Annotated in this window: 17 protein-coding genes; 9 read left to right on the top strand and 8 right to left on the bottom strand. The window is 72.6% G+C overall.

Going from position 1 to position 22,096, the window contains the following annotated elements; translation table 11 throughout:
- Positions 1–6: 6 nt before the first annotated feature.
- On the top strand, positions 7–1,635 hold the full coding sequence (locus AC1DZC_RS00085; RefSeq protein ID WP_477041842.1) for a succinic semialdehyde dehydrogenase: 1,629 nt from the start codon (positions 7–9) through the stop codon (positions 1,633–1,635).
- Here AC1DZC_RS00085 and AC1DZC_RS00080 read toward each other — a convergent pair whose 3' ends face one another.
- Genes AC1DZC_RS00080 through AC1DZC_RS00070 form a run of 3 tightly spaced genes read right to left on the bottom strand, consistent with a single transcriptional unit; the run spans position 1,636 to position 7,436 of the window.
- Positions 1,636–2,856 (bottom strand): acetate/propionate family kinase, encoded by a 1,221-nt coding sequence (locus AC1DZC_RS00080; protein WP_477041841.1) that lies wholly within the window; start codon positions 2,854–2,856, stop codon positions 1,636–1,638.
- The gene (gene pta, locus AC1DZC_RS00075; protein WP_477041840.1) at positions 2,853–4,934 is read right to left on the bottom strand and encodes a phosphate acetyltransferase; all 2,082 of its coding nucleotides are present in this window, start codon (positions 4,932–4,934) and stop codon (positions 2,853–2,855) included. Before pta ends, AC1DZC_RS00080 begins: the two co-directional genes overlap by 4 nt.
- 33 nt (positions 4,935–4,967) lie before the next feature.
- Complete coding sequence (locus tag AC1DZC_RS00070; RefSeq protein WP_477041839.1) at positions 4,968–7,436, bottom strand: phosphoketolase family protein; 2,469 nt, start codon at positions 7,434–7,436, stop codon at positions 4,968–4,970.
- A gap of 247 nt (positions 7,437–7,683) precedes the next feature.
- On the opposite strand from AC1DZC_RS00070, the gene AC1DZC_RS00065 reads away from it, so the two are divergent.
- A complete protein-coding gene (locus AC1DZC_RS00065) occupies positions 7,684–8,577 on the top strand; it encodes an SURF1 family protein (RefSeq protein WP_477041838.1) in 894 nt (297 codons plus the stop codon).
- A gap of 49 nt (positions 8,578–8,626) precedes the next feature.
- Here the strand turns inward: AC1DZC_RS00065 and arfB are convergent, their stop codons facing one another.
- From arfB to AC1DZC_RS00050, 3 genes are read right to left on the bottom strand one after another with little or no spacing between them, the layout of a single operon-like run.
- A complete protein-coding gene (gene arfB / locus AC1DZC_RS00060; protein WP_477041837.1) occupies positions 8,627–9,055 on the bottom strand; it encodes an alternative ribosome rescue aminoacyl-tRNA hydrolase ArfB in 429 nt (142 codons plus the stop codon).
- A 31-nt stretch (positions 9,056–9,086) separates the two neighbouring features.
- Positions 9,087–10,820, bottom strand: coding sequence for an ABC transporter ATP-binding protein (locus tag AC1DZC_RS00055; RefSeq protein WP_477040265.1), 1,734 nt, complete (start codon positions 10,818–10,820; stop codon positions 9,087–9,089).
- Positions 10,817–12,550, bottom strand: coding sequence for an ABC transporter ATP-binding protein (locus AC1DZC_RS00050; protein WP_477041836.1), 1,734 nt, complete (start codon positions 12,548–12,550; stop codon positions 10,817–10,819). The genes AC1DZC_RS00055 and AC1DZC_RS00050 overlap by 4 nt, the downstream gene beginning before the upstream one ends.
- A gap of 119 nt (positions 12,551–12,669) precedes the next feature.
- Here AC1DZC_RS00050 and guaA point away from each other — a divergent pair, with 119 nt between their 5' ends.
- From guaA to AC1DZC_RS00030, 4 genes are all read left to right on the top strand, one after another.
- Positions 12,670–14,253, top strand: coding sequence for a glutamine-hydrolyzing GMP synthase (guaA, locus tag AC1DZC_RS00045; RefSeq protein WP_477041835.1), 1,584 nt, complete (start codon positions 12,670–12,672; stop codon positions 14,251–14,253).
- Positions 14,254–14,283: 30 nt separating this feature from the next.
- Positions 14,284–14,685, top strand: coding sequence for a DUF3817 domain-containing protein (locus AC1DZC_RS00040; protein ID WP_477040268.1), 402 nt, complete (start codon positions 14,284–14,286; stop codon positions 14,683–14,685).
- A 12-nt stretch (positions 14,686–14,697) separates the two neighbouring features.
- Positions 14,698–15,825, top strand: a complete 1,128-nt coding sequence (locus tag AC1DZC_RS00035) for a glycosyltransferase family 4 protein (RefSeq protein ID WP_477041834.1) — start codon at positions 14,698–14,700, stop codon at positions 15,823–15,825.
- Between the two features lie 146 nt (positions 15,826–15,971).
- The gene (locus AC1DZC_RS00030) at positions 15,972–16,712 is read left to right on the top strand and encodes a hypothetical protein (RefSeq protein ID WP_477040270.1); all 741 of its coding nucleotides are present in this window, start codon (positions 15,972–15,974) and stop codon (positions 16,710–16,712) included.
- A 45-nt stretch (positions 16,713–16,757) separates the two neighbouring features.
- Here the strand turns inward: AC1DZC_RS00030 and AC1DZC_RS00025 are convergent, their stop codons facing one another.
- Both AC1DZC_RS00025 and AC1DZC_RS00020 read right to left on the bottom strand, forming a co-directional pair.
- Positions 16,758–17,351 (bottom strand): hypothetical protein, encoded by a 594-nt coding sequence (locus AC1DZC_RS00025; RefSeq protein ID WP_477041833.1) that lies wholly within the window; start codon positions 17,349–17,351, stop codon positions 16,758–16,760.
- A complete protein-coding gene (locus AC1DZC_RS00020) occupies positions 17,348–18,835 on the bottom strand; it encodes a PspC domain-containing protein (protein WP_477041832.1) in 1,488 nt (495 codons plus the stop codon). Before AC1DZC_RS00020 ends, AC1DZC_RS00025 begins: the two co-directional genes overlap by 4 nt.
- Before the next feature lie 136 nt (positions 18,836–18,971).
- Here AC1DZC_RS00020 and AC1DZC_RS00015 point away from each other — a divergent pair, with 136 nt between their 5' ends.
- The 3 genes from AC1DZC_RS00015 to AC1DZC_RS00005 all read left to right on the top strand — a co-directional run.
- On the top strand, positions 18,972–20,270 hold the full coding sequence (locus tag AC1DZC_RS00015) for a PspC domain-containing protein (RefSeq protein WP_477040273.1): 1,299 nt from the start codon (positions 18,972–18,974) through the stop codon (positions 20,268–20,270).
- A complete protein-coding gene (locus AC1DZC_RS00010) occupies positions 20,267–20,923 on the top strand; it encodes a LuxR C-terminal-related transcriptional regulator (RefSeq protein ID WP_477040274.1) in 657 nt (218 codons plus the stop codon). The genes AC1DZC_RS00015 and AC1DZC_RS00010 overlap by 4 nt, the downstream gene beginning before the upstream one ends.
- A 131-nt stretch (positions 20,924–21,054) precedes the next feature.
- Positions 21,055–22,096, top strand: a 1,042-nt coding sequence (locus AC1DZC_RS00005; protein ID WP_477041831.1) for a DUF222 domain-containing protein, incomplete at its 3' end; no start/stop codon positions are given.

Raw genomic sequence — 22,096 nt, 5'->3', positions numbered from 1 at the left:
GCGGTTATGGCGCACGACCCTGGGCACATCGAGCTCCACGACCCCGAGACCGACCCGCTCGCGACCTACGTCCTCGAGCCGGACGACATCCGCACCCTCCTGAGACGCGTCGTCGCGTCACCCGGCGCCGCGACGTACACGTCGCACGCGCCGTTCACGGGCGGACCCATCGCCGCGATCCCGCTGTCGACGGCCGACGACGTGGCGCGCGCCGCGCGGACGGCGCGTTCGGCGCAGCGGCTGTGGGCCGCGCGCCCCCTGCGCGAGCGGACCGCGGTCCTCCACCGCGTCCACGACCTCGTGCTCGAACGGCAGAGCGACGTGCTCGACCTCATCCAGCTGGAGGCGGGCAAGGCACGCGTCTCGGCGTTCGAAGAGGTCTGCGACATCGCGAACATCTCGCGGCACTACAGCCTGCGCGCGGGCCGCTACCTCGCGCCGCGGCGGGTGGCGGGACTCATCCCTGGACTGACGACGACGCGCGTGCTGCGCCACCCGGTCGGCGTGGTCGGCATCGTCGCGCCCTGGAACTTCCCGCTGACCCTCACGCTCGGCGACGTGCTGCCGGCGCTGGTCGCGGGCAACGCGGTGATCCTGCGCCCCGACCCCCAGACGGCGCTCACCTCGCTGTGGGCCGCCGAGCTGCTGGAGGAGGCGGGGCTCCCCGACGGCGTGCTGCAGGTGGTCGTCGGCGACGGCGCGATCGGTGCGGCGGTGACCGAGAACGTCGACCACGTGAGCTTCACCGGGTCGACGCGGACCGGGCGACTCGTGGCGGCGCAGGCCGGTTCGCTGCTGGTCCCGGCCACGCTGGAGCTCGGCGGCAAGAACCCGATGTACGTGGCCGAGGACGTCGATGTCGAGGTCGCCGCCGAGGGTGCGGTCCGCGCGTGCTTCGTCGGCACCGGGCAGGTCTGCGTGAGCATCGAGCGGATCTACGTGCACGAGGACGTGGCCGACGAGTTCACCGCGGCCTTCGTCCGCCGCACCCGCGAGCTGCGCCTGGGCTCCGACCTCGACTACCGCTCGGACGTCGGGACCCTGACGTCGGCCGCGCAGCTCGCGACGGTCGTCGAGCACGTCGAGGACGCGATCGGGCACGGCGCGACCGTCCTGGCCGGGGGAGTGCACCGCACCGACCTCGGCCCGTGGTTCTACGAGCCGACGATCCTGGCCGACGTGCCGAACGAGGCGCGCCTGGTCCGCGAGGAGACGTTCGGGCCCGTCGTGTCGATCTACCGCGTCGCGTCCGACGACGAGGCCGTCGCGGCGATGAACGACACCGAGTTCGGCCTGAACGCCAGCATCTGGACCGCGGACACGCGTCGCGGTGCCGCGCTGGCCGCGCGGGTGCGGTCCGGCTCCGTCAACGTCAACGAGGGCTATGTGGCCACGTGGGGCTCGGTCGGGGCGCCGCAGGGCGGCATCGGGTCGTCGGGCATCGGGTCGCGGCACGGTCGCGAGGGCCTCTGGGCCACCACCCGCACGCAGACCATCGCCGTCCAGCACGGGGTGCACGGCGTCCTGGGCGGACCCGGCGTGGGGCTGCACCGGATGTTCGACCTGGGCACCGAGACCTGGCCGCGCCTGTACACCGAGGCGCTGCGCGCGATGAAGGCGTTCCGCCTGCCCTAGTCAGGCGTGGCCCACCTCGGCCGGATCGTCGTCGATCTCGTCGCCGATCAACGACACGGCCTGGCGGGCGATGGCGAGCTCCTCGTTCGTCGGGACGACCATGACTGTCGTCGTCGACCAGTCCGGCGAGATGATCCGCGGCTCGCGGCTGCGGACCGCGTTGAGGTCGGCGTCGACCGCGATGCCCAGCGGCTCGAGGTTCTCCAGGGCTCGGGCGCGGACGACGGGGTCGTTCTCCCCGACTCCGGCCGTGAACGTGATGACGTCCACGCGTCCCAGGACCGCGACGTAGGCGCCGACGTACTTGCGCAGCCGGTGGATGTAGACCTCGAACGCGAGGGCCGCGTCCTGGTCGCCGTCGCCGATCAGCGTGTGCAGGGCGCGGAAGTCGTTCTCCCCGGCCAGACCCTTGAGCCCCGAGCGACGGTTGAGCAGGTCGTCGACGTCGTCGACGGAGAGTCCGGCGTTGCGCTGCAGGTGGATGAGGACCGCGGGGTCGACGTCCCCCGAGCGCGTGCCCATGACCAGGCCCTCCAGGGGCGTCATCCCCATCGACGTCTCGACCGCGACACCTCCCCGGACCGCCGACGCGGAAGCCCCGTTGCCCAGGTGCAGCACGATCTGGTTGACGTCCTGCGGCCTCCGGCCGAGCACCTCGGCGACGCGGGCCGAGACGTACTGGTGCGAGGTCCCGTGGAACCCGTAGCGCCGCACGCCGTGCGCCTCGGCGACGTCCTTGGCGATGGCGTAGGTCGCCGCCGCCTCCGGGAGCGTGCGGAAGAACGCGGTGTCGAACACGACCACGTGCGGCACGTCCGGCAGCAGCTCGCGGGCGACGCGGATGCCCGTGAGGTTCGGCGGGTTGTGCAGCGGGGCGAGCGGCGACAGGGCCTCGATCTGGGCGATCACCTCGTCGGTCACCAGCGCCGGACCGTCGAACACGGAGCCGCCGTGCACCACACGGTGACCGACGGCGCTCGCGGTCGACAGGTCGGGGCCTTCGTGCTCGAACAGCTCGAGCACCGCGCGCAGGCCGTCACCGTGGTCCGCGATCGGACGCGTGCGTTCTGTGGTGGTCCCGGCGAACGTGTGCGTGATCGAGCCGGTCGCCTCGCCGATCCGCTCGACGAGGCCCGACGCGATCGCGCCGCCCTCGACCGGGTCGACGAGCTGGTACTTGATGGACGACGAACCGGAGTTGACGACCAGGACGGTGCTCACGAGATCTGTGCCTGCTCTTCTGCCTGCGCCTGGATCGCCGTGATGGCGACGGTGTTGACGATGTCCGAGACCAGCGCGCCGCGCGACAGGTCGTTGACCGGCTTGCGCAGGCCCTGGAGCACGGGTCCGATGGCGACGGCTCCCGCCGACCGCTGGACCGCCTTGTAGGTGTTGTTGCCGGTGTTCAGGTCGGGGAAGACGAACACCGTCGCGCGTCCGGCGACCGCGGAGTCGGGCAGCTTGGTGTGCGCCACGCTCGCGTCGACGGCGGCGTCGTACTGGATCGGCCCCTCGACGGACAGGTCCGGCCGCCGGGACCGCACGAGGGCCGTCGCCTCGCGGACCTTCTCCACGTCGGCGCCCGACCCGGACGCACCGGTCGAGTAGGACAGCATCGCGATCCTCGGCTCGATGCCGAACTGCTCGGCGGTGGCTGCCGACGAGATCGCGATGTCGGCGAGCTGCTCGGCGGTCGGGTCGGGGATGACGGCGCAGTCCGCGTAGACGAGCACGCGGTCCTCGAGGCACATGAGGAAGCAGCTCGAGACGTTGGAGACGCCGGGCGTCGTCTTGATGATCTCGAACGACGGCTTGATGGTGTGCGCGGTGGTGTGGGCGGCGCCGGAGACCATGCCGTCGGCGAGCCCCAGCTGGACCATCATCGTGCCGAAGTAGGAGACCGACGAGACGATCTCCCGCGCCCGCTCGACGGTCATGCCCTTGTGCTTGCGCATCTCGGTGTACGCCACCGCGAACCGCTCCAGCATCTCCGGGTCGTGCGGGCTCAGCACCGCGGCGTCCTCGAGGTCGAGTCCGAGCTCGGTGCCGCGGGCCCGGATCGACGCCTCGTCGCCGAGGATCGTGATCTGGGCGACGCCGCGCTGCAGCAGCGTGGAGGCCGCGCGCAGGATCCGGTCGTCCTCGCCCTCGGGGAGCACCACGTGCTGGCGGTCCTCGCGCGCCCGGGCCAGCAGCGCGTACTCGAACATCAGCGGCGTGACCACCTCGGGGCGCTCGACGTCCAGCGCGGCGAGCAGGGCGGCGCCGTCGATGTGCTGCTCGAACAGGGCGAGCGCCGTGTCGATCTTGCGTTGGGAGTCACCGGTGAGCCGCCCCCGCGTGTCGCCCACGGCGCTCGCGGACCGGAATGTGCCCAGCTCTGTGCTGATGATCGGCAGCCGGCTGCCGAGACCCTCGATCAGGCGGGCCACGGGAGGCGTCGGCAGGAAGCCGCCGTTGAGGATGATGCCGGCCAGCGACGGGAACCCGTCGGCCTGGTGGGCCATGAGCAGGCCCAGCAGGACGTCGGACCGGTCCCCGGGGGTGATGACGACGGAGCCGTCGCTCAGCCGGTCGAGCAGGTGCTCGATCGACATCGCGCCGACCATGACGTCGAGCACCTCGCGGGCGAGCAGCCTCTCGTCGCCCGCGATCAGCCGTCCGTCGACGGCCTCGGTGAGCTGGCGCATGGTCGGGGCCGTGAGCAGCGGGTTCTCCGGGATGGCCCAGCCGGGCAGCCCCAGGTCCATGCTCAGCGACCGGCGCACCTTGTCGATGTCGCCGGACGCGCACCGGTTGGCGACGACCGCGACGACCTGCGCGTGGTTCGCCTGCATCTCGTGCACCACGACCTCGGCCACCTGCGTGATCACCGATGCGGGACGACCGCTGCCGTTGACGACGAGGACCACCGGTGCGCCGAGGTTCGCGGCGATTCGGGCGTTGTACGCGAGCTCCGTCGGCCCCGCGACGTCCGTGTAGTCCGTGCCGACCACGACGATCGCGTCGCAGCGGCGCTCGACGTCGTGGTACCGCTGCACGATCTGCGCGAGCGCGGCCTCGGGGTCGTCGAGCACCTGCTCGTACGTGGTGCCGACGCACTCGTCGTACGTCAGGTCGACGCCGTCCTGCCCGAGCAGCAGCTCGAGCACGTAGTCGCGGACCGTGGTCGACCGGGCGACCGGGCGGAACACCCCCACCCGCTGCACCGTGCGCGTGAGGAGGTCGACCAGCCCGAGGGCGACGATGGACTTGCCGCTGTCGCCCTCGGGGGAGGTCACATAGATGCTGCGTGCCACGAAAAGGTCTCCTGACCTAGGTGTTCGGCCAGGCTATTCGTTGTCGCCCCCTGTGGAGATCGTCGCGGCGATCTCGCCCTCGGCCGCGGCGTCGCCGGCGTCGGGCCACACCCAGTCGCGCACCTCGGGCAGGTCGTCGCCGTGCTCGCGGGTGTACTCCCGCGCGCGCAGCCGCTCGTCGACCATCCGCTGCCGCAGGCCCGCCTGGGCGGTCCGCAGCGACGGCACGTTGTCGATCACGTCGATGACGAGGTGGAACCGGTCGAGGTCGTTGAGCATCACCATGTCGAACGGTGTCGTGGTGGTGCCCTCCTCCTTGTAGCCGCGCACGTGGATGTTGGTGTGGCCGGTGCGGCGGTAGGTCAGGCGGTGGATGAGCCACGGGTACCCGTGGTACGCGAAGATCACGGGCCGGTCGGGCGTGAACAGTCCGTCGAACTGTGCGTCCGACAGCCCGTGCGGGTGCTCCCGCTCGTCCTGCAGGCGCATCAGGTCGACCACGTTGATCACGCGGACCTTCAGGTCGGGCAGCTCGCGCTTGAGGATGTCCGCCGCGGCGAGCACCTCGAGCGTCGGCACGTCGCCCGCGCAGCCGAGCACGACGTCCGGCTTCTCGCCCGGCTCCTCGGTACCGGCCCACTCCCAGATGCCCAGGCCGCGCGTGCAGTGCGCGATCGCCTCGTCCATGGTCAGGAAGTTCGGGGCAGGCTGCTTGCCTGTGACCACGACGTTCACGTACTGCCGGCTGCGCAGGCAGTGGTCGTACGTCGACAGGAGCGTGTTCGCGTCCGGCGGGAAGTAGACCCGGACGACCTCGGCCTTCTTGTTCACCACGTGGTCGACGAACCCGGGGTCCTGGTGGCTGAAGCCGTTGTGGTCCTGGCGCCAGACGTGACTGGACAACAGGTAGTTCAGGCTCGCGATCGGGCGGCGCCACGGGATCTCCCCGGACACCTTGAGCCACTTGGCGTGCTGGTTGAACATCGAGTCGATGATGTGGATGAACGCCTCGTAGCAGTTGAACAGGCCGTGCCGCCCGGTCAGCAGGTACCCCTCGAGCCAGCCCTGGCACTGGTGCTCGCTGAGCATCTCCATCACGCGTCCGGCGCGGGCCAGGTGCTCGTCGACGTCGGGGCCGTAGAAGTCCGCGTTCCACTGCTTGTCGGTCGTCTCGAAGACGGCCTGCAGACGGTTCGAGGCGGTCTCGTCGGGGCCGAAGATCCGGAAGTTGTCGGGGTTCTGCCGGATCACGTCCGTCAGCCACTCGCCGAGCACGCGCGGGGCCTCGCTGAACGAGCCGCCCGGCGTCGGCACGTCGACCGCGTAGTCGCGGAAGTCGGGCAGGCGCAGGTCCTTGAGCAGCAGGCCGCCGTTGGCGTGCGGGTTCGCGCTCATCCGCAGCTCGCCCTCCGGCGCCAGCGCGCGGATGTCCTCGTGCAGCCTGCCGCCCTCGTCGAACAGCTCGTCCACCCGGTAGCTCTCGAGCCAGCTCCGCAGCACGTCGAGGTGCTCGGGGGTGTCCCGCGCGCTGGCCAGCGGCACCTGGTGCGCGCGCCACGAGCCCGTGGTCTTCTTGCCGTCGATGTAGTCCGGCCCGGTCCAGCCCTTGGGCGTGCGGAACACGATCATCGGCCACATCGGGCGCTGCTCGCTGCCGCTCGCCTTGATGTCCGCGATCTCGTCGAGGACCTCGTCCAGCAGCGTCGCGAACCGCCCGTGGATGCTCTCGTGCGACTCGTCGTCGAACCCCGCGACGAAGACGTGCGGCTTGTGCCCGTACCCGACCATGAGCGCGTTGAGCTCCTCGTCGCTGATGCGCGCGAGGACGGTCGGGTTGGCGATCTTGTAGCCGTTGAGGTGCAGGATCGGCAGGACGACGCCGTCCTTCTCCACGTTCACGAACTTGTTCGAGTGCCAGCTCGTGGCCAGCGGGCCCGTCTCCGCCTCGCCGTCGCCGACGATCGTCGCGACGAGCAGGTCGGGGTTGTCGAACGCGGCGCCGTACGCGTGCGACAGCGCGTAGCCGAGCTCGCCGCCCTCGTGGATCGAGCCCGGCGTCTCGGGCGCGACGTGGCTGGGGATGCCACCGGGGAACGAGAACTGCCGGAACAGGCGCCTCATGCCCTCGGCGTCGTCCGTGATGTCGGAGTAGACCTCGGAGTACGTGCCGTCGAGGTACGCGCTCGCGACGAGCCCCGGGCCACCGTGGCCCGGTCCGATGATGTAGATCGTCGACTGGTTGCGCTCCGCGATCGCGCGGTTCAGGTGCGCGTACAGGAAGTTCAGGCCGGGGGTCGTTCCCCAGTGGCCCAGGAGCCGCGGCTTGACGTGGTCCCGGGTGAGCGTCTCGCGCAGCAGCGCGTTGTCCAGCAGGTAGATCTGCCCCACCGACAGGTAGTTGGCGGCGCGCCACCACTTGTCGATCCGTTGCAGGGTCGCGGCGTCGACCGTCTCGCCGGAACCCCGTCGCCAGGTGGTGGGCCGTGTCGTGGTGGTGCTCATGTGCTCGCGCTCCCCGTGATCACTCGGGGCCTCGGTCGGCCCCGGTGCCAGCCTCGTTGTCGGACGGCGTCGACACCTAGGGCCGATAGGCCCGGATGTGCAGCCTCGTCCTGCCATACAACCGCAGGTGAGCGCGTCGTGCACTGGTGAACGGCGAACGTTCGCCGAACTCGTGGCGTTCGCCACAGGGGCCGCTCCAGGGAGCAGGCGCCTCGGGTTGCCGACGACCTGCGGGGTACCGTGAGGCGTGACCGAGCCGAGCCCCTCCGCGCCCCCGCGCGAGCGTGCTCCGAGCCCGTCGTCCGGCCCGGTCCGGCCCTCCGTCCGGTCCGGGTGGGAGCAGGTCGAACGCCGGCCTCCGACGACGATGCTGCGCGCCGCCGTGCGCCCTCGGATGCTCGTGATCCTCGTGCTCCTGCTCGCGGCCGCCGCCCTGTGCGCCCGTCTCGGCGTCTGGCAGCTCGATCGCGCGCAGGTCCGCGGTGCCTCCGCCGAGGCCCGGCACACCGCCGAGCTCGTCGCCGCGCCGCCCGTCGCGCTGGACACCGTGTTCCAGCCGCAGACCTCCTTCACCGGGATGCTCGTGGGCCGCAAGGTCGCGGTGACCGGCACCTACGACGCGGCCGGCCAGCTCCTGGTCCCCGACCGTGCCCACGACGACCAGGTCGGGTACCTCGTCCTGACGCCGCTGCGCGTCGCGTCCGGCGACTCGCCGGTCCTGCCCGTCGTGCGCGGCTGGGTCGAGTCGCCGTCCGACGCCGACGTGCCGCCCGCCGGCACCGTCGACGTCGTCGGCTACCTGCAGGCCTCGGAGGAGGCAGGGTCCGGGGTGGTCGACGGGCAGACGGAGGCGATCAGCTCGCCCGAGCTGCTGAACGCCTGGGGCGGGCCGATCTACACGGGATACCTGGTCGTGTCGTCCTCGGATCCCGCGCAGTCCGCCGACGTCGCGCTCCTCGACCCGCCGACCAAGCCCGGCTCCGGCCTGAACATCCAGAACCTCGCCTACGCGGCGCAGTGGTGGATCTTCGGCGCGTTCGCCGTCCTGCTGTGGCTCCGGCTGGTCCGCGACGAGGCCCGCGGCGCGTCGGACGACGAGGACGAGCCGACGGCGCCCGAGACGCGCGACGGCGCCACCTAGAACAGGGGCCGTCGCGAGCGAGGGGTGCCGTCGGCGTCTCGCGGGCCGGTCACGCGTGCGGGGGGCGCTGGCGCAGCTGCTTGGTGGCGCGGCGCTGGCGTTCCGACTGCGCGCGGCGCTCGCGGGAGGCGCGGCTCGGGCGGGAGGCCTTGCGCACCGGTCCCGGGGGAGCGAGGGCCTCGTCGAGCAGCGCGGCGGCCCGGACGAGGGCGGCCTCGCGGTTGCGCAGCTGCGAGCGGTACTCGGACGCGGCGACGGTGAGCACGTCGCCGCGCAGCCGCGGCCGCAGGCGGTCCAGGACCCGGTCCTGCTGCGTGGGCGACGTCCACGGGATGCGCGACAGGTCCACGGACAGCTCGACCCGGGAGTCGGTGGTGTTCACCGACTGCCCCCCGGGTCCGCTGGACCGGGAGAAGCGCCACGCGAGGGCGTCGTCGGGGACGACGACGCCCCCGCGCAGCTCGAGAGGCCCGTTCATGGTCTGCATCATCCCGCGCGGTGAGGCGCCATCACTCGTGCTGCCACGAGTGCCACAGCGCCGCGTAGTCGCCGCCGGCGGCCACGAGGTCGTCGTGCGCGCCGATCTCGACGATCCGACCGTCGTCGACGACCGCCACCCTGTCCGCGTCGTGCGCGGTGTGCAGCCGGTGCGCGATGGCCACGACGGTGCGGCCCTCGAGCACGGCCGACAGCGACCGCTCGAGGTGCCGCGCCGCCCGCGGGTCGAGCAGCGACGTCGCCTCGTCGAGCACGAGCGTGTGCGGGTCGAGCAGGACGAGGCGTGCGAGCGCGATCTGCTGCGCCTGCGCCGGGGTCAGCGGCGCACCGCCGGAACCGACCTCCGTGGCGATGCCCTCGGGCAGCGCCTGCACCCAGTCCCAGGCGTCGACGGCGCGCAGCGCGCGTTCGAGGGCCTCCTGCGTCGCGTCGACCTGGGCGAGCCGCAGGTTGTCCGCGACCGACCCGACGAACACGTGGTGCTCCTGGGTGACCAGGGCGACGTGTCCGCGCAGCTCCTCGAGCGGCAGGTCGATGAGCGGCACCCCGCCGACCGCGACGGAGCCGCCACTGGGCGGGTGGATGCCCGCGAGCATCCGCCCCAGCGTCGACTTCCCGGCGCCGGACGGACCGACGACGGCCAAGCGCTCGCCAACGGCGAGGTCGAGGTCGATCCCGTGCAGGACGTTGTGGCCCTCGCGGTACGCATACGTGACGTCGCGGGCGGCCATGGTCTCGTCGACCGGCGTGCCCGGGCGCGACGTGCGGTCGGGGTCGACCAGCTGCACGCCGACGATGCGGGCCAGCGAGGTGGCGGCCACCTGGATCTCGTCGATCCAGAAGATCAGCTCCCACACCGGGCCGGCCACCTGGTAGCAGTACAGGACGATCGCGGTCACGGCGCCGACCGTCACCACGCCCTGCGACGCCAGGTACCCGCCCCACAGCAGCACGGCGGCCGGTGCCAGGACGAACGCCGAGTCGATGCCGGGGAACAGGATGGTGCGCAGGCGCAGCGTCGCCTTCTCGGCCTCGAACGCCTCGGACAGGTCCGCGTCCACGCGGGCCAGCCGGCGCGACCCCAGCCGCAGCGCGTCGACCGTGCGCGCACCCTCGACGGACTCGGTGATGCTGCCGTTGAGCGTCGCGTAGGCAGCCGACTCGCGCTGGTAGGCGGGCGTCGCGCGCTTGAGGTACCAGCGCGTCAGGAGCACGAGCGTGGGCACGCCGACGAACATCGCGAGGGCGACCAGCGGCGCGATGATCAGGCACGCGACCACGGTGAGCACGATGGTGACGACCGCGACGATCACGCGCGGCACCCCGAAGCGCACGGCGTGCTGGAGCTTGTTCACGTCGTTGGTGGTGCGCGCGACGAGGTCGCCCGTCCCGGCCCGCTCGACGGTGGACAGCGGCAGGGCGGTGACCGCCTCGATGAACTCCTCGCGGAGCTCGGCGAACACCTCCTCGCCGAAGACCATCGAGGTGCGCTGCGCGAACCGCATGAGCACGGTCTGCGCGAGCACGGCGACCACGCCCGCGAGCACGAGCGTGTTGATGTACGCGGACGTGGTGCCGCGGGTCACGGCGTTGACGAGGAGGCCGAGGATCGCGGGACCCGCCAGACCCGCCGTCGCGGCGAGCGTGTGCAGGATGACGATGCCGATCAGCGGCCGGCGGTGCCGCCGCATGAGGACGGTGGCGTAGGCGCGCACCGTCGCGGTGTCAGCGATGGGGAGCTTCATCCGGCCAGCACCTCCTCGTCCATCCGTCGTCCCACGACCGAGCGGTACGCCGGGTCGTCCAGCAGGTCCTCGTGCCGCCCCCGCGCGACGACGACGCCGTCCTGCACGAAGGCCACCTCGTCCACGTGGTCGAGGACGAGCGGGCTCGCGGTGACCAGGACCGTCGTGCGGCCGCGGCGTGCCTCCGCCAGCCGCACGGCGATCCGGGCCTCGGTGTGCGCGTCGACGGCGCTGGTCGGCTCGACGAGCACGAGGATCTCGGGGTCGACGAGCAGGGCGCGGGCGAGCGCGACGCGCTGCCGCTGGCCACCTGACAGCGAGCGGCCCTTCTCGGGCAGCTCACCGGCGAGGCCGTCGGGCACCGAGTCGAGGACGTCGTGCGCGTCGGTGGTCGCCATCACGCGCAGCAGGTCGTCCTGCGTCGCGGTGCCGCGCACGTCGAGCTCACCGCCGAGCGGTCCGGAGAACAGCTGCGGCGTCGCCTCGGCGACCACGATCCGCGACCGCACGTCGTCCTTGTCGAGGTCCGCCAGCAGCACGCCACCGAGGCGCACCGGCGTCTCGCGCTCGGCCTCGTCGTCGAACCGGCCGAGGCGTGTGGCGAGGCGTGCCGTCTCGTCGGGGTCGGCGCTGACCAGCGCGAGCACCCGTCCGGGCTCGACCACCAGCCCGCTGACCTCGTCGGCGAGCGGGACGCCTGCCTCCGGAAGGTCCGCGGTGCCGGGCGTGGCGCCCGTCGACGGGACCACGCGCAGCACCTTGACCACCTTGCCGGCGCCGATGTGCGCGCGGCTCGCGGCCTGCAGCATCATCGTGGCGTTCTGGACCGGCCAGGCAAGGAACGCCGCGAACCCGTACGTCGACACGAGCTGGCCCGGTGTGAGGGTGCCGGCCTGCGCCATGTGCGCACCCATCCAGATGAGCACGACGACGAACGTGCCGGGCAGCAGCACCTGCAGGGCGTCGAGGATCGACTGCGTCTGCGCGACCTCCACACCGCGCCGCCGCGTCGTCTGCGACTGCTCCCGGTAGCGGCCGGTGAACACCGACTCGCCGCCGATCCCGCGCAGGATGCGCAGGCCGGAGACCGTGTCCGCACCCAGCGTGGTCAGCCGTCCGGACGCCTCGCGCTGGGCCGCCTGCTTGCGCTGCAGCGGCTTGACCAGCAGGCCGAGCGCGGCGGCGACCGTCGGCAGGCCGAGGATCACGACGAGGCCCAACGGCACCGAGACGCGCAGCATGAGCACCGCGACCACGCCGTACGCGACGAGGCTGCCGAGGAAGTGCGCGGCGTGCGCGTAGAGCTCGCCGATGCGCAGCGCGTCGTTGGCGACGGCCGAGACGACCTCGCCGGTGGGCAGCTCCGAGGTGATCGCGTGGCCGCTGCGCGAGACCGTGCGGCCGACGAGCTGCGACGACGTGAACGCCGCGCGCAGCCAGTTGGCGATGTCGTACCGGTGGCCGATCGCGGAGGTGACGATGACGACGATGCCGAGCGCGAGCAGGCTGCCGCAGGCGCGCCACAGCTCGGGTCCGAACCCGTGCTCGAGGCCGTCGTCGACCGCGTTGCCGACGACGAACGGGGTGAAGGCCTGGGCCGCGAACATGGTGACGCCGAGGAGCACGGCGACCAGGAGGATGCCCCACTGCCTGCGCGCGAGCCACCAGAGCAGCGCGGACGGCCCGCTCAGCGGCGGGTTGCCGGGGTCTGCCAGAGGGAGGGAACGCACGAGAGGCAACGTTACGGGTCGGTACTGACACGCCCCGAACCCTTTTCGCAGACGAGGGGTGCCTTCGCACTGTGCCGTGCACGGCCCGGGGCGTCCCGCCACGCCGGTACCCTGAACCCGTGACGCAGACGCCCCCGCCGCCCGCCACCACCGACCACCAGCCGGTCCTCGTCGTCGACTTCGGAGCCCAGTACGCGCAGCTCATCGCGCGCCGCGTGCGCGAGGCGAACGTCTACTCCGAGATCGTGCCGCACACGGCCTCCGTGGCCGACCTGCTGGCCAAGAACCCTGCCGCGATCATCCTGTCCGGCGGGCCGTCGTCGGTGTACGCCGCCGGCGCCCCGTTCGTCGACCCGGCGCTCTTCGAGGCCGGCGTCCCGGTGCTCGGCATCTGCTACGGGTTCCAGGCGATGGCCGCGGCGCTCGGCGGCACGGTCGCGCAGACCGGCCAGCGCGAGTACGGCGGCACGGCGGTGTCGGTGACCGATCCGGGGACCGTGCTCGGCGGCAGCCCCGAGAGCCAGACCGTCTGGATGAGCCACGGCGACGCGGTGCACGCCGCGCCCGAGGGCTTCACGGTCCTCGCGACCTCGTCGGGAAGCCCCGTCGCCGCGTTCGAGGACCGGTCCCGCCGCCTGTTCGGCGTGCAGTGGCACCCCGAGGTCAAGCACTCCCCGCTCGGCCAGAAGGCGATCGAGAACTTCCTCTACGAGGGCGCCGGGCTCGCGCCCGACTGGAACGCCGGCAACGTCGTCGCGGAGCAGGTGGAGAAGATCCGCGCGCAGGTCGGTTCCGCGCGCGTCATCTGCGGGCTGTCCGGCGGCGTGGACTCCTCGGTGGCGGCGGCGCTCGTCCAGAAGGCCGTCGGCAGCCAGCTGACCTGCGTGTTCGTCGACCACGGCCTGCTGCGGTCGGGCGAGGCCGAGCAGGTGGAGAAGGACTTCGTCGCCGCGACGGGCGTGCAGCTCAAGGTCGTCGACGCACGGGAGCGGTTCCTGCGGGCGCTCGCGGGCCACACGGACCCCGAGACCAAGCGCAAGATCATCGGCCGCGAGTTCATCCGCGTGTTCGAGGACGCGGCGCGCGAGATCGTCGAGGGCAGCGACGAGGAGGTCAAGTTCCTCGTGCAGGGCACGCTCTACCCGGACGTCGTCGAGTCCGGCGGCGGCGAGGGTGCGGCCAACATCAAGTCGCACCACAACGTCGGCGGGCTTCCCGACGACCTGCAGTTCGCCCTCGTCGAGCCGCTGCGCACCCTGTTCAAGGACGAGGTCCGCGCGGTCGGCCTGGAGCTCGGCGTGCCCGACGGCATCGTCTGGCGCCAGCCGTTCCCCGGCCCCGGCCTGGGCATCCGGATCATCGGCGAGGTGACCGCCGAGCGCCTGGACATCCTGCGCGCCGCCGACGTGATCGCCCGCGAGGAGCTGACCAGGGCCGGCCTCGACCGCGACATCTGGCAGTGCCCGGTGGTCCTGCTCGCGGACGTGCGCTCGGTCGGCGTCCAGGGCGACGGCCGCACCTACGGTCACCCCGTCGTGCTGCGGCCGGTGTCGTCGGAGGACGCGATGACCGCCGACTGGACCCGCCTGCCGTACGACGTGCTGGCGATCATCTCGACCCGCATCACCAACGAGGTGCCCGAGGTCAACCGGGTGGTCCTGGACGTCACGAGCAAGCCGCCGGGCACGATCGAGTGGGAGTGAGCGACTCCGCGCGTAGGGGAGAATCGACCCATGACTGAGTCGGTTGCGACGACGAACAAGGCAGCCACCTGGCCGCGCCGGGCGAGCGGGGCGCTGCTGCGCTACCGGATCATGGCCTGGATCACCGGGTCGATGCTCCTGCTGCTGTGCCTGGAGCTCATCCTCAAGTACGGGTTCCACGCATCCGGCGTCGGCGCCGACGGGCACCCGAACCCCGTGATCGGCGCCTGGGTCGCGTACGCGCACGGCTGGCTCTACGTCATCTACCTGGTGACCGTGTTCGACCTGTGGTCCAAGATGCGCTGGCGGGTCGGGCGTCTGGCGACGATGGCAGCGGCCGGCGTCGTGCCCGTCATGTCGTTCATCCTGGAGCGCAAGGTCCACGCGCAGGCCGTCGCCCGCATCGAGGCGGCCGCCGGCGCCCAGTCGTGAAGTGGGCGTGACGTGCTGATCACCCACGTCTCCGACTGCTTCGCGCCCCGCACGGGCGGGATCGAGTCGCAGGTGGGGGATCTCGCCGGCCGGCAGGTCGCCGCGGGGCACGAGGTCCACGTGCTCACCGCGACCCTCGGCGAGGCCGGGGAGCGGGGCGGGGTCGTCGACGTCGAGAACGGCGTCCACGTCCACCGCCTCGGCGCTCGCCTGCCGTTCGAGCTGCCGGTCAACCCGGTCGGGCCCCGGCTGATCCGGGACGCGCTGCGCACCCTGCGGCCGGACGTCGTGCACGTCCACGCGGGCGTGCTGTCGCCTTTCGCGTTCGACGGTGCCCGCATCGCCCTGGACCTGGGTCTGCCGATGACGATCACCTGGCACTGCATGCTCGACGGGTACGTCGCGCCGTTGCGCGCCGTCGTCGGCCGGACGCGCTGGCACCGGGCGCCGGCCGCGCTCAACGCCGTGAGCCACGAGGCGGCCGCCCGGGTCCGCGAGGTGTTCGGCGCCGAGGTCGCGGTCCTGCCGAACGGGATCGACCTGGCGGCGTGGGGACCGACCGAGGCGGAGCCCGTCGAGGACGGACCGCTGCGGCTCGTCGCGACGATGCGGCTCGTCCCCCGCAAGCGCGCCGTCCCGCTCGTCGAGCTGGTCGGCGGTGCTGCTCGTCGCCTGGGGCCCGGCGCGGTGAGCCTGTCGATCATCGGCTCCGGTCCGGCGCAGGGGAGCGTGACCGCGGCGGTCTCGTCGCGCGGTCTCGAGGACGTCGTCGACCTGCGTGGTCGGCTGACGCGCCCGGCCGTTCGCGCCGCCTACGCGCACGCGGACGTGTTCCTCGCGTCCGCCGAGCTCGAGGCGTTCGGGATCGCCGCCCTCGAGGCGCGCACCGCCGGGCTGGTGGTCGTCGCGCGACGGGGGACCGGGATGGCGGAGTTCGTCGAGGACGGGATCGACGGATTTCTCGTGGCCGACGACGACGAGATGGCCGACGTCATCGTGCGCCTGGCGAAGGACCGCGAGCTGTTGCGCACGATCATCGCGCACAATCGCTCGACGCCCCCCGCATTCGGGTGGTCGGACGTGCTCCTCGCAGCCGACGCGGAATACGCGCGAGCGCGTTCCCTGGTGCGCTCTGCCTGATCAGACGCACCGTCGAACCAACTGATCCGGGCTTTCTCGGACAATTCTCGCTAACGTGGACGCGTTAGGTACTTCTGGCATGAGCTGCGGCGCTCATCCGGCCCTTGCGGCCCGTAGTTTCCGCAGCGGGATTCGGAAGGGTAGAAATGACGACGACGACGACTGGGACCGAAGGGTCCAAGGGGGTCCGCGTCATCGGGCTCCTGACCATCATCTTCGGCATCATCTTCATCGTGGCCGGCGGGGTCACGTGGGGGGCCGTGTCCAGCAACCTGGCGGCGGAGAAGATCACGGTCTCCGACGACGCGCAGGCATTCGGCGGTCAGCTCGTCGACACGCCCTGGGAGGCCTGGTTCCAGGCCGACATCATCAACACGCACGCGCTCGAGGCGTCCGGCGGGAAGACCTACGCCGAGCTGCCCCAGGACGACCCGACCCGGCAGACCGTCATGACGGCCTCGTTCCTGCGGGCGTCCCTGTTCACGTCCGTCGTCGCCTTCGGCGTGGCTCTGCTGGTCGTGGGGATCGGCGTCGTGCTCATCCTCCTGGGCTGGGCCGTGCGGCACCTCGGCAAGGGGTCCGTCGCCGTCGTGCCGAGCGCGGCACCCGTAGCCGCCGCGGTTCCCGTTGCCGCGGCTCCGGCGCCGGCCGCGCATGCCGCTCCGCCAGCCGCGGTGGCGGGGCTCGGTGCTCCGGCGGCAGCGACGCCGGATCCCGTCGTCGCGACGCGTCCGGCCACCGAGTCGGCTCCGGCGCACGTCGCACCGACACCGCCGACGACGCCCGTCCCGCCCGCGTCGTCCGTCCCGCCGCAGGCACCGCCGGCAGCACCTCCGGCACCGCCGAGCGCTCCGCCGACCGCGCCGCCGGCTCCGCCGGTCCAGTGACGCACGCCGACGTCCGGCCCCCGCGACGGGGCCGGACGTCGGTGGTCAGCGTCGGGCGTGGCGTGCCCCCGAGACGATCGAGCCGACCAGCAGGGCGACGCCCGCGGCGGCGAGCAGGACGATGAGGGCCAGCTGGAAGTCGATGCGCGCCCCGGAGGCCCAGGCGATCACGCCCAGCCCGCAGGCGGCGAGCACCAGACCCCACACCACCGTGCCGACACGGAGCCGGCGTCGTCCGGCGTCTGCTTCGCCGGCTGCCGGCTCGACGATCCTCGGTTCGACGACGACCGCGGGCTCCGGAGCCGGCTGCCAGCCCTCCGACGCCGCGGGTGCCGGGCTGAACAGCTCGAACGGATCCGGGTCCTCGACGGGCGTCGTACGCGTCGGCGTCGGCTCGTCCTCGATCGTCGGCACGGCCGCTGCGAGCGGCTGAGTCTCGGCGAGCACAGGCTCGGGTACGACGTCGTCGTGCGCGCCGGCTTCCGGGAGCTCCTCGAGCGCGGGGAGCACCTCGGTCTCGTCGACCAGCGGCGCGGTCTCCTGGACCGTGGTCTCGGTCTCGTCGACGGGCTGCTGGGTCTTGTCGACGACGTCCATGACCTGGGTCTCGTCGTCGGGGGTGTTCTTGTCGGTGCTCATGGGGTCTCCTCCCCGGGAAGGGCCGGAACCGTCGGGACGGACGGCGGCGTGGGTACGGTCGGGAGCGGCCTGCCGGACGGGCTGGAGTCGGTGATCGCGACCTGACCGGCGCCGACGCGGATCTGGAGCCGGAGCTCGGGGTCGTCGCTCCCTGTGGTGAAGTTGCCGTCGTCGATGGCGACGCCGTCCTGCGACCGGTTCTCGCCGTCGACGTCCCAGGTGATCTCGCCGGCGCCGATGTTGACGTCGGCGTCGACGCTCGCACCCTCCGGCACGACGACCGTGAGGTCGCCCGCGGCCAGCGAGATGGGCACGACGAGGGTCTGGTCGGTCATCGGGACGTCCGTGAGGTCGATGACGACGTCGCCGAACCCCATCGAGTAGCCGTCGGCCGCCTCCTGGCGACTGCTGGCCGCGACGTCGGAGGCGCTGAGCTGACGCTCTCCGTCGCCTCGCCAGAACGAGCTGGTGCTCGTCACGACCCCGAGCGGCACGGAGGCGATCAGACCGAGGACCGCGAGGGCGCCGAGCGCCCCGCTGGTGCGGCCGCGCAGGCCGGAGACGATGATCCCGATGCCCGCCAGGACGATCGCGATGCCGAGCGCCGTGAGGGCGACGGGTCCGTCGAAGGTGCCCGAGCGCTCTGCGATCAGCAGCCCGGCGAGCGTGAGCAGGCTGAGCGCGACCACCACGCCGACCGTTCCGGCGCCGGCACCCGGGGTGCGCGGCTTCGGCGGCCTGGGCGGCTGCGGCGGTCGCTGCTGCTTCGGCGGGACGGGCGGGGGCGGGTTGTACCCGGGCGGTGCGTAGGCGGGAGCGGCGTAGGTCGGCCCGGTCGGGGCCGGCGCTGTGTAGGCGGGTGCCGTGTATGCCGGTGCCGAGTATGCGGGCGCCGTGTACGCGGGGGCCGCGGTCGCGGCGGCGTAGGTCGTCGCGGCGGGTGCTGTCTGGTCCTGCTGGGCGTCCGTCGGTGCGGGCATGGGTCCTCCGTAGGGCGGAGCCGCGACGGGTCGCGGGCGCTGGTTCACGACGGCGAGCACGATCGCGACGATCCCGGCGACGAACAGCAGCCACAGGAGCCCCTGGATCCATCCGGGAGGTCCCCAGAAGAAGAACCAGTTGTCGCCGCGGCCCAGGCCCACCAGCACGAACGCGAGTGCGCCGAGCAGGGCGATGTCGAACCGGCCGAGGATCATCTCCTCGAAGTGGATGCGCCCGTCGCGACGCTCGGGCAGCAGGGCCCAGGCGATGCCGTAGGCGACCAGCCCGAAACCGCCGAGCAGCAGGGACGCGGCGAAGATGCCGCGGACCAGCAGCGGGTCGATGCCGAACCTGTCGGCGACGCCGGCGCTGACGCCGGCGACCCAACGGTCGTCGGCACGCGTGATGCCGAGGCGGCGGACCGCGGCGAAGAAGCCGTCGGTCGCTCGGGCCGCCGGGGCGGGTGCCGGTTCCTCCGGTGCGGGGGGAGTGCTCGTGTCCATGTCTCGATCCTGCTCGTCGGCGAGGACGGGCGGCATCGGGTGTGCCCCTGAGAGCACCCTGATCCTGCGGGGCCGCAGCCCTGAAGCGCCCCCGAGATGCACCCCAGGGGGCCTGCGGGCATGTGACGATCGGACCGTGCACCCCACCGAACCTCTCGTCGCCCCGCGACGGCTGCCGCTGCGCCGCCCCGTGCGCGGGCGCTGGTTCGGTGGCGTGGCCCTGGGCCTCGCCGCGCACCTCGACGTGCCCGTCGGGCTGGTGCGGCTCGCGTTCCTCGTGCTGACGCCCGTGGCGGCCGTCGGGCCGATGCTCTACGTGTTCTGGTGGCTCGCGATCCCCGTCGGCGATCCTGCCGATGCCGCGCAGGACGTGCGGCCGAGCACCCTGACCCGGTTGGCGCGGCGGCAGAACGTCGTGGAGCCCGGCCGACGCATCCCGGTCACCGACATCGCCATCGGCGTGGTGCTCGTCGTCGCGGCCGTGCTGCTCGTCGCGGTGCGCGCCGGCGCCGACGTCGAGGCCGACTGGCTGCTGCCCGCGCTCATCGTGCTGGCCGGACTGTGGCTGGCGTGGAGCCAGCTCGACGCCGCGCAGCGCGACCGCCTGAAGGACCGTGCGGGCGGTCGGACCCCCGTGAGCCTGCTGCGCGTCGCGGGCGGGATCCTGCTGGCCGGCGTCGGGGTGCTCCTGTTCATCGGCCTCGGGTCGGGCCAGGGCGTCGAGCCCGCGACCCTCGCGCAGTCGATCATCGCCGCCGTGGTCATGCTCGGCGGGGTCGCGCTCGTGCTCACGCCCTGGTGGCTGCGGCTCGTGCGAGAGCTCGGCGACGAGCGGGCCGCCCGCGCGCGCGAGTCCGAGCGCGCCGACATCGCGGCCCACCTGCACGACTCCGTGCTCCAGACCCTCGCGCTGATCCGTCTGCGTGCCGACGACTCCGCTGAGGTCGCTCGCATGGCCCGTGCGCAGGAGCGCGAGCTGCGCGAGTGGCTCTACGACGACCGCCCCGCGCCGGGCACGTCCGTCGCCGCGTCGCTGCGCGAGATCGTCGCGGAGGTCGAGGACTCCCGCTCCGGCCCGTCCGGTGACCCGGTCGCCATCGAGTCGGTCGTCGTCGGGGACCGCGTGCCCGACGCCGACACCGAGGCGTTGCTGCAGGCCACCCGCGAGGCCCTGGTCAACGCCGTCGTGCACGGTCTGCCGCCGGTCTCGCTCTACCTCGAGGTCGGTGCGTCGCAGGTCGAGGTGTTCGTGCGGGACCATGGCGAGGGGTTCGACCTCGACGAGGTCGCGTCCGACCGGTTCGGCGTGCGCGAGTCGATCATCGGCCGCGTGCGTCGTCGCGGAGGCTCCGCGACCGTGACCTGCCGCCCCGGCCGCGGGACCGAGGTGCACCTGCTGGTTCCCGTGGGCTCTACCGAGAGGGAAGAACGATGAGCGACGTCGTCGATGTCGTCCTGGTCGACGACCACCACATGTTCCGCACGGGAGTGAAGGCCTCGCTCGATGCCGGCGTGCGGGTGGTGGGGGAGGCCGACACCGTCGACGACGCGATCCGGCTCGTGCGGTCGCTGAAGCCGCCCGTCGTCCTGCTCGACGTCCACCTGCCCGGCGGCGACGGGGGAGGGGGCGCCGAGGTCATCCGCGCCTGCACCGACCTGCTCGGGACGACCCGTTTCCTCGCCCTGTCCGTCTCCGACGCCTCCGAGGACGTCGTCGCAGTCATCCGCGCGGGCGCTCGCGGGTACGTCACCAAGAACATCGACGGCACCGACCTCTCCGACGCCGTGCGCCGCGTGGCCTCCGGGGACGCCGTCTTCTCACCGCGTCTGGCCGGGTTTGTCCTCGACGCCTTCGGGTCGTCCGCCGGCGACGTCGCGATCGGTGACGACGAGCTCGACCGGTTGTCCGCCCGCGAGCGGGAGGTCATGCGGCTCATCGCGCGCGGCTACTCCTACCGCGAGGTCGCGAGCGAGCTGTTCATCTCCATCAAGACCGTCGAGACCCACGTCTCCGCGGTCCTCCGCAAGCTCCAGCTGTCCAGCCGCCACGAGCTGACCCGCTGGGCCGCCGCCCGCCGGCTGCTGTAAGGCTCTCGGCCTTCTCGGGGTGCTCGCCTCGGTTGTCCACAGATCGCATCCGCGGCCCTGTCGCGTGTCGGTGGTCGATCGTACACTTGTTCGAACGGATCGATCCGGCGGACAAGGGGGCGGCGCGACGAATGAGCACGACACCACCCGACGCGTCCGACCCGGCGTCAGCCGCCGCGCCCCGCCCGGCTCCCGCCGCCGCGGCGAGCGCCGAGTGCGCCCCTGCGCCCGAGTCCATCTCCGCGACCGGGCGCGCCGCCGGTCTGCCGGAGTTCCCGGTGCCGGGTGCTTCTCTTCTGGAGTTGGCGGGCCTGCTTGATGGTGTGCAGGTCGCCGATCTGCCGTCGGGTGCGGTGATCGGGGTGGTCCAAGGCTTCGAGCAGCTGATCCGCGCGGCGCAGGCGGCCCAGGCGGTCGCGATCCATGAGCTGGAGGTCCGCCGCCCGGTGCACCCGTCTCCGGTGCCGGATGAGCTGGCGTGTGCGTTGGTGATCACGCGGCGCTCGGCGGAGATGCTGGTCGTGCGTGCAGCCCTGGCCTGCACGCATCCGGTGGTCCTGGACGCCTGGGCCGCGGGCCGGGTGGATGCGCGCAAGGTCGACGTGCTGATGGGTGAGGTGATGGTCGCGGACCCGTCGGGGCGTGACGCGGTCCTGGCCCTCGGGTTGGCGGCGGCGGAGCGGATGACGGGTCCGCAGCTGGTCCGGTATGTGCGCGCCGCGGTGATCGCCACCGACCCCCACGCGGCCCAGGAGCGCCTGGTCGCGGCGCGGGAGGACCGGGGGGTGTCGTTGACGGCGTCGGTGGATGGGATGGCGTGGCTGTCCGCGTACCTGCCCGCACCCGAGGCGGTCATGGCATTCACGGTTCTGGATGCCCTGGCCGGCACCACCCGGGTGCAGGGGGATGACCGCAGCGTGGACCAGCGCCGCGCGGACGCGTTCGCTGACGTGTTCACCTCGATCGTGGACCGGCAGGCGACCCCGGACGGGACCCCGCTACCGCGCCGCCACGGCCACGCGATCACCATCGGCGTCACCATCGCCGCAACGACTCTGGCCGGGCTGGACGACCAGCCCGGGTTCCTGGGCTCCTACGGGCCGATCCCCGCGGCGATGGCTCGTGAGCTGGCTCAGGACGGGACCTGGCGGCGTCTGCTGACCGACCCCACCG

The organism is Cellulomonas sp. P2_B4 (genome assembly GCF_056404795.1).
The sequence above is the reverse complement of the archived record's forward strand: the minus strand, read 5'-3'. Positions and strand labels throughout refer to the sequence as shown.

Coding starts and splice junctions, on each gene's coding strand:
- AC1DZC_RS00020 (WP_477041832.1), bottom strand. CDS start 18,835: ATGGACACGAGCACTCCCCCCGCACCGGAGGAACCGGCACCCGCCCCG.
- AC1DZC_RS00010 (WP_477040274.1), top strand. CDS start 20,267: ATGAGCGACGTCGTCGATGTCGTCCTGGTCGACGACCACCACATGTTC.
- AC1DZC_RS00070 (WP_477041839.1), bottom strand. CDS start 7,436: ATGAGCACCACCACGACACGGCCCACCACCTGGCGACGGGGTTCCGGC.
- AC1DZC_RS00040 (WP_477040268.1), top strand. CDS start 14,284: ATGACTGAGTCGGTTGCGACGACGAACAAGGCAGCCACCTGGCCGCGC.
- AC1DZC_RS00030 (WP_477040270.1), top strand. CDS start 15,972: ATGACGACGACGACGACTGGGACCGAAGGGTCCAAGGGGGTCCGCGTC.
- AC1DZC_RS00085 (WP_477041842.1), top strand. CDS start 7: ATGGCGCACGACCCTGGGCACATCGAGCTCCACGACCCCGAGACCGAC.
- AC1DZC_RS00025 (WP_477041833.1), bottom strand. CDS start 17,351: ATGAGCACCGACAAGAACACCCCCGACGACGAGACCCAGGTCATGGAC.
- AC1DZC_RS00055 (WP_477040265.1), bottom strand. CDS start 10,820: ATGAAGCTCCCCATCGCTGACACCGCGACGGTGCGCGCCTACGCCACC.
- arfB (WP_477041837.1), bottom strand. CDS start 9,055: ATGAACGGGCCTCTCGAGCTGCGCGGGGGCGTCGTCGTCCCCGACGAC.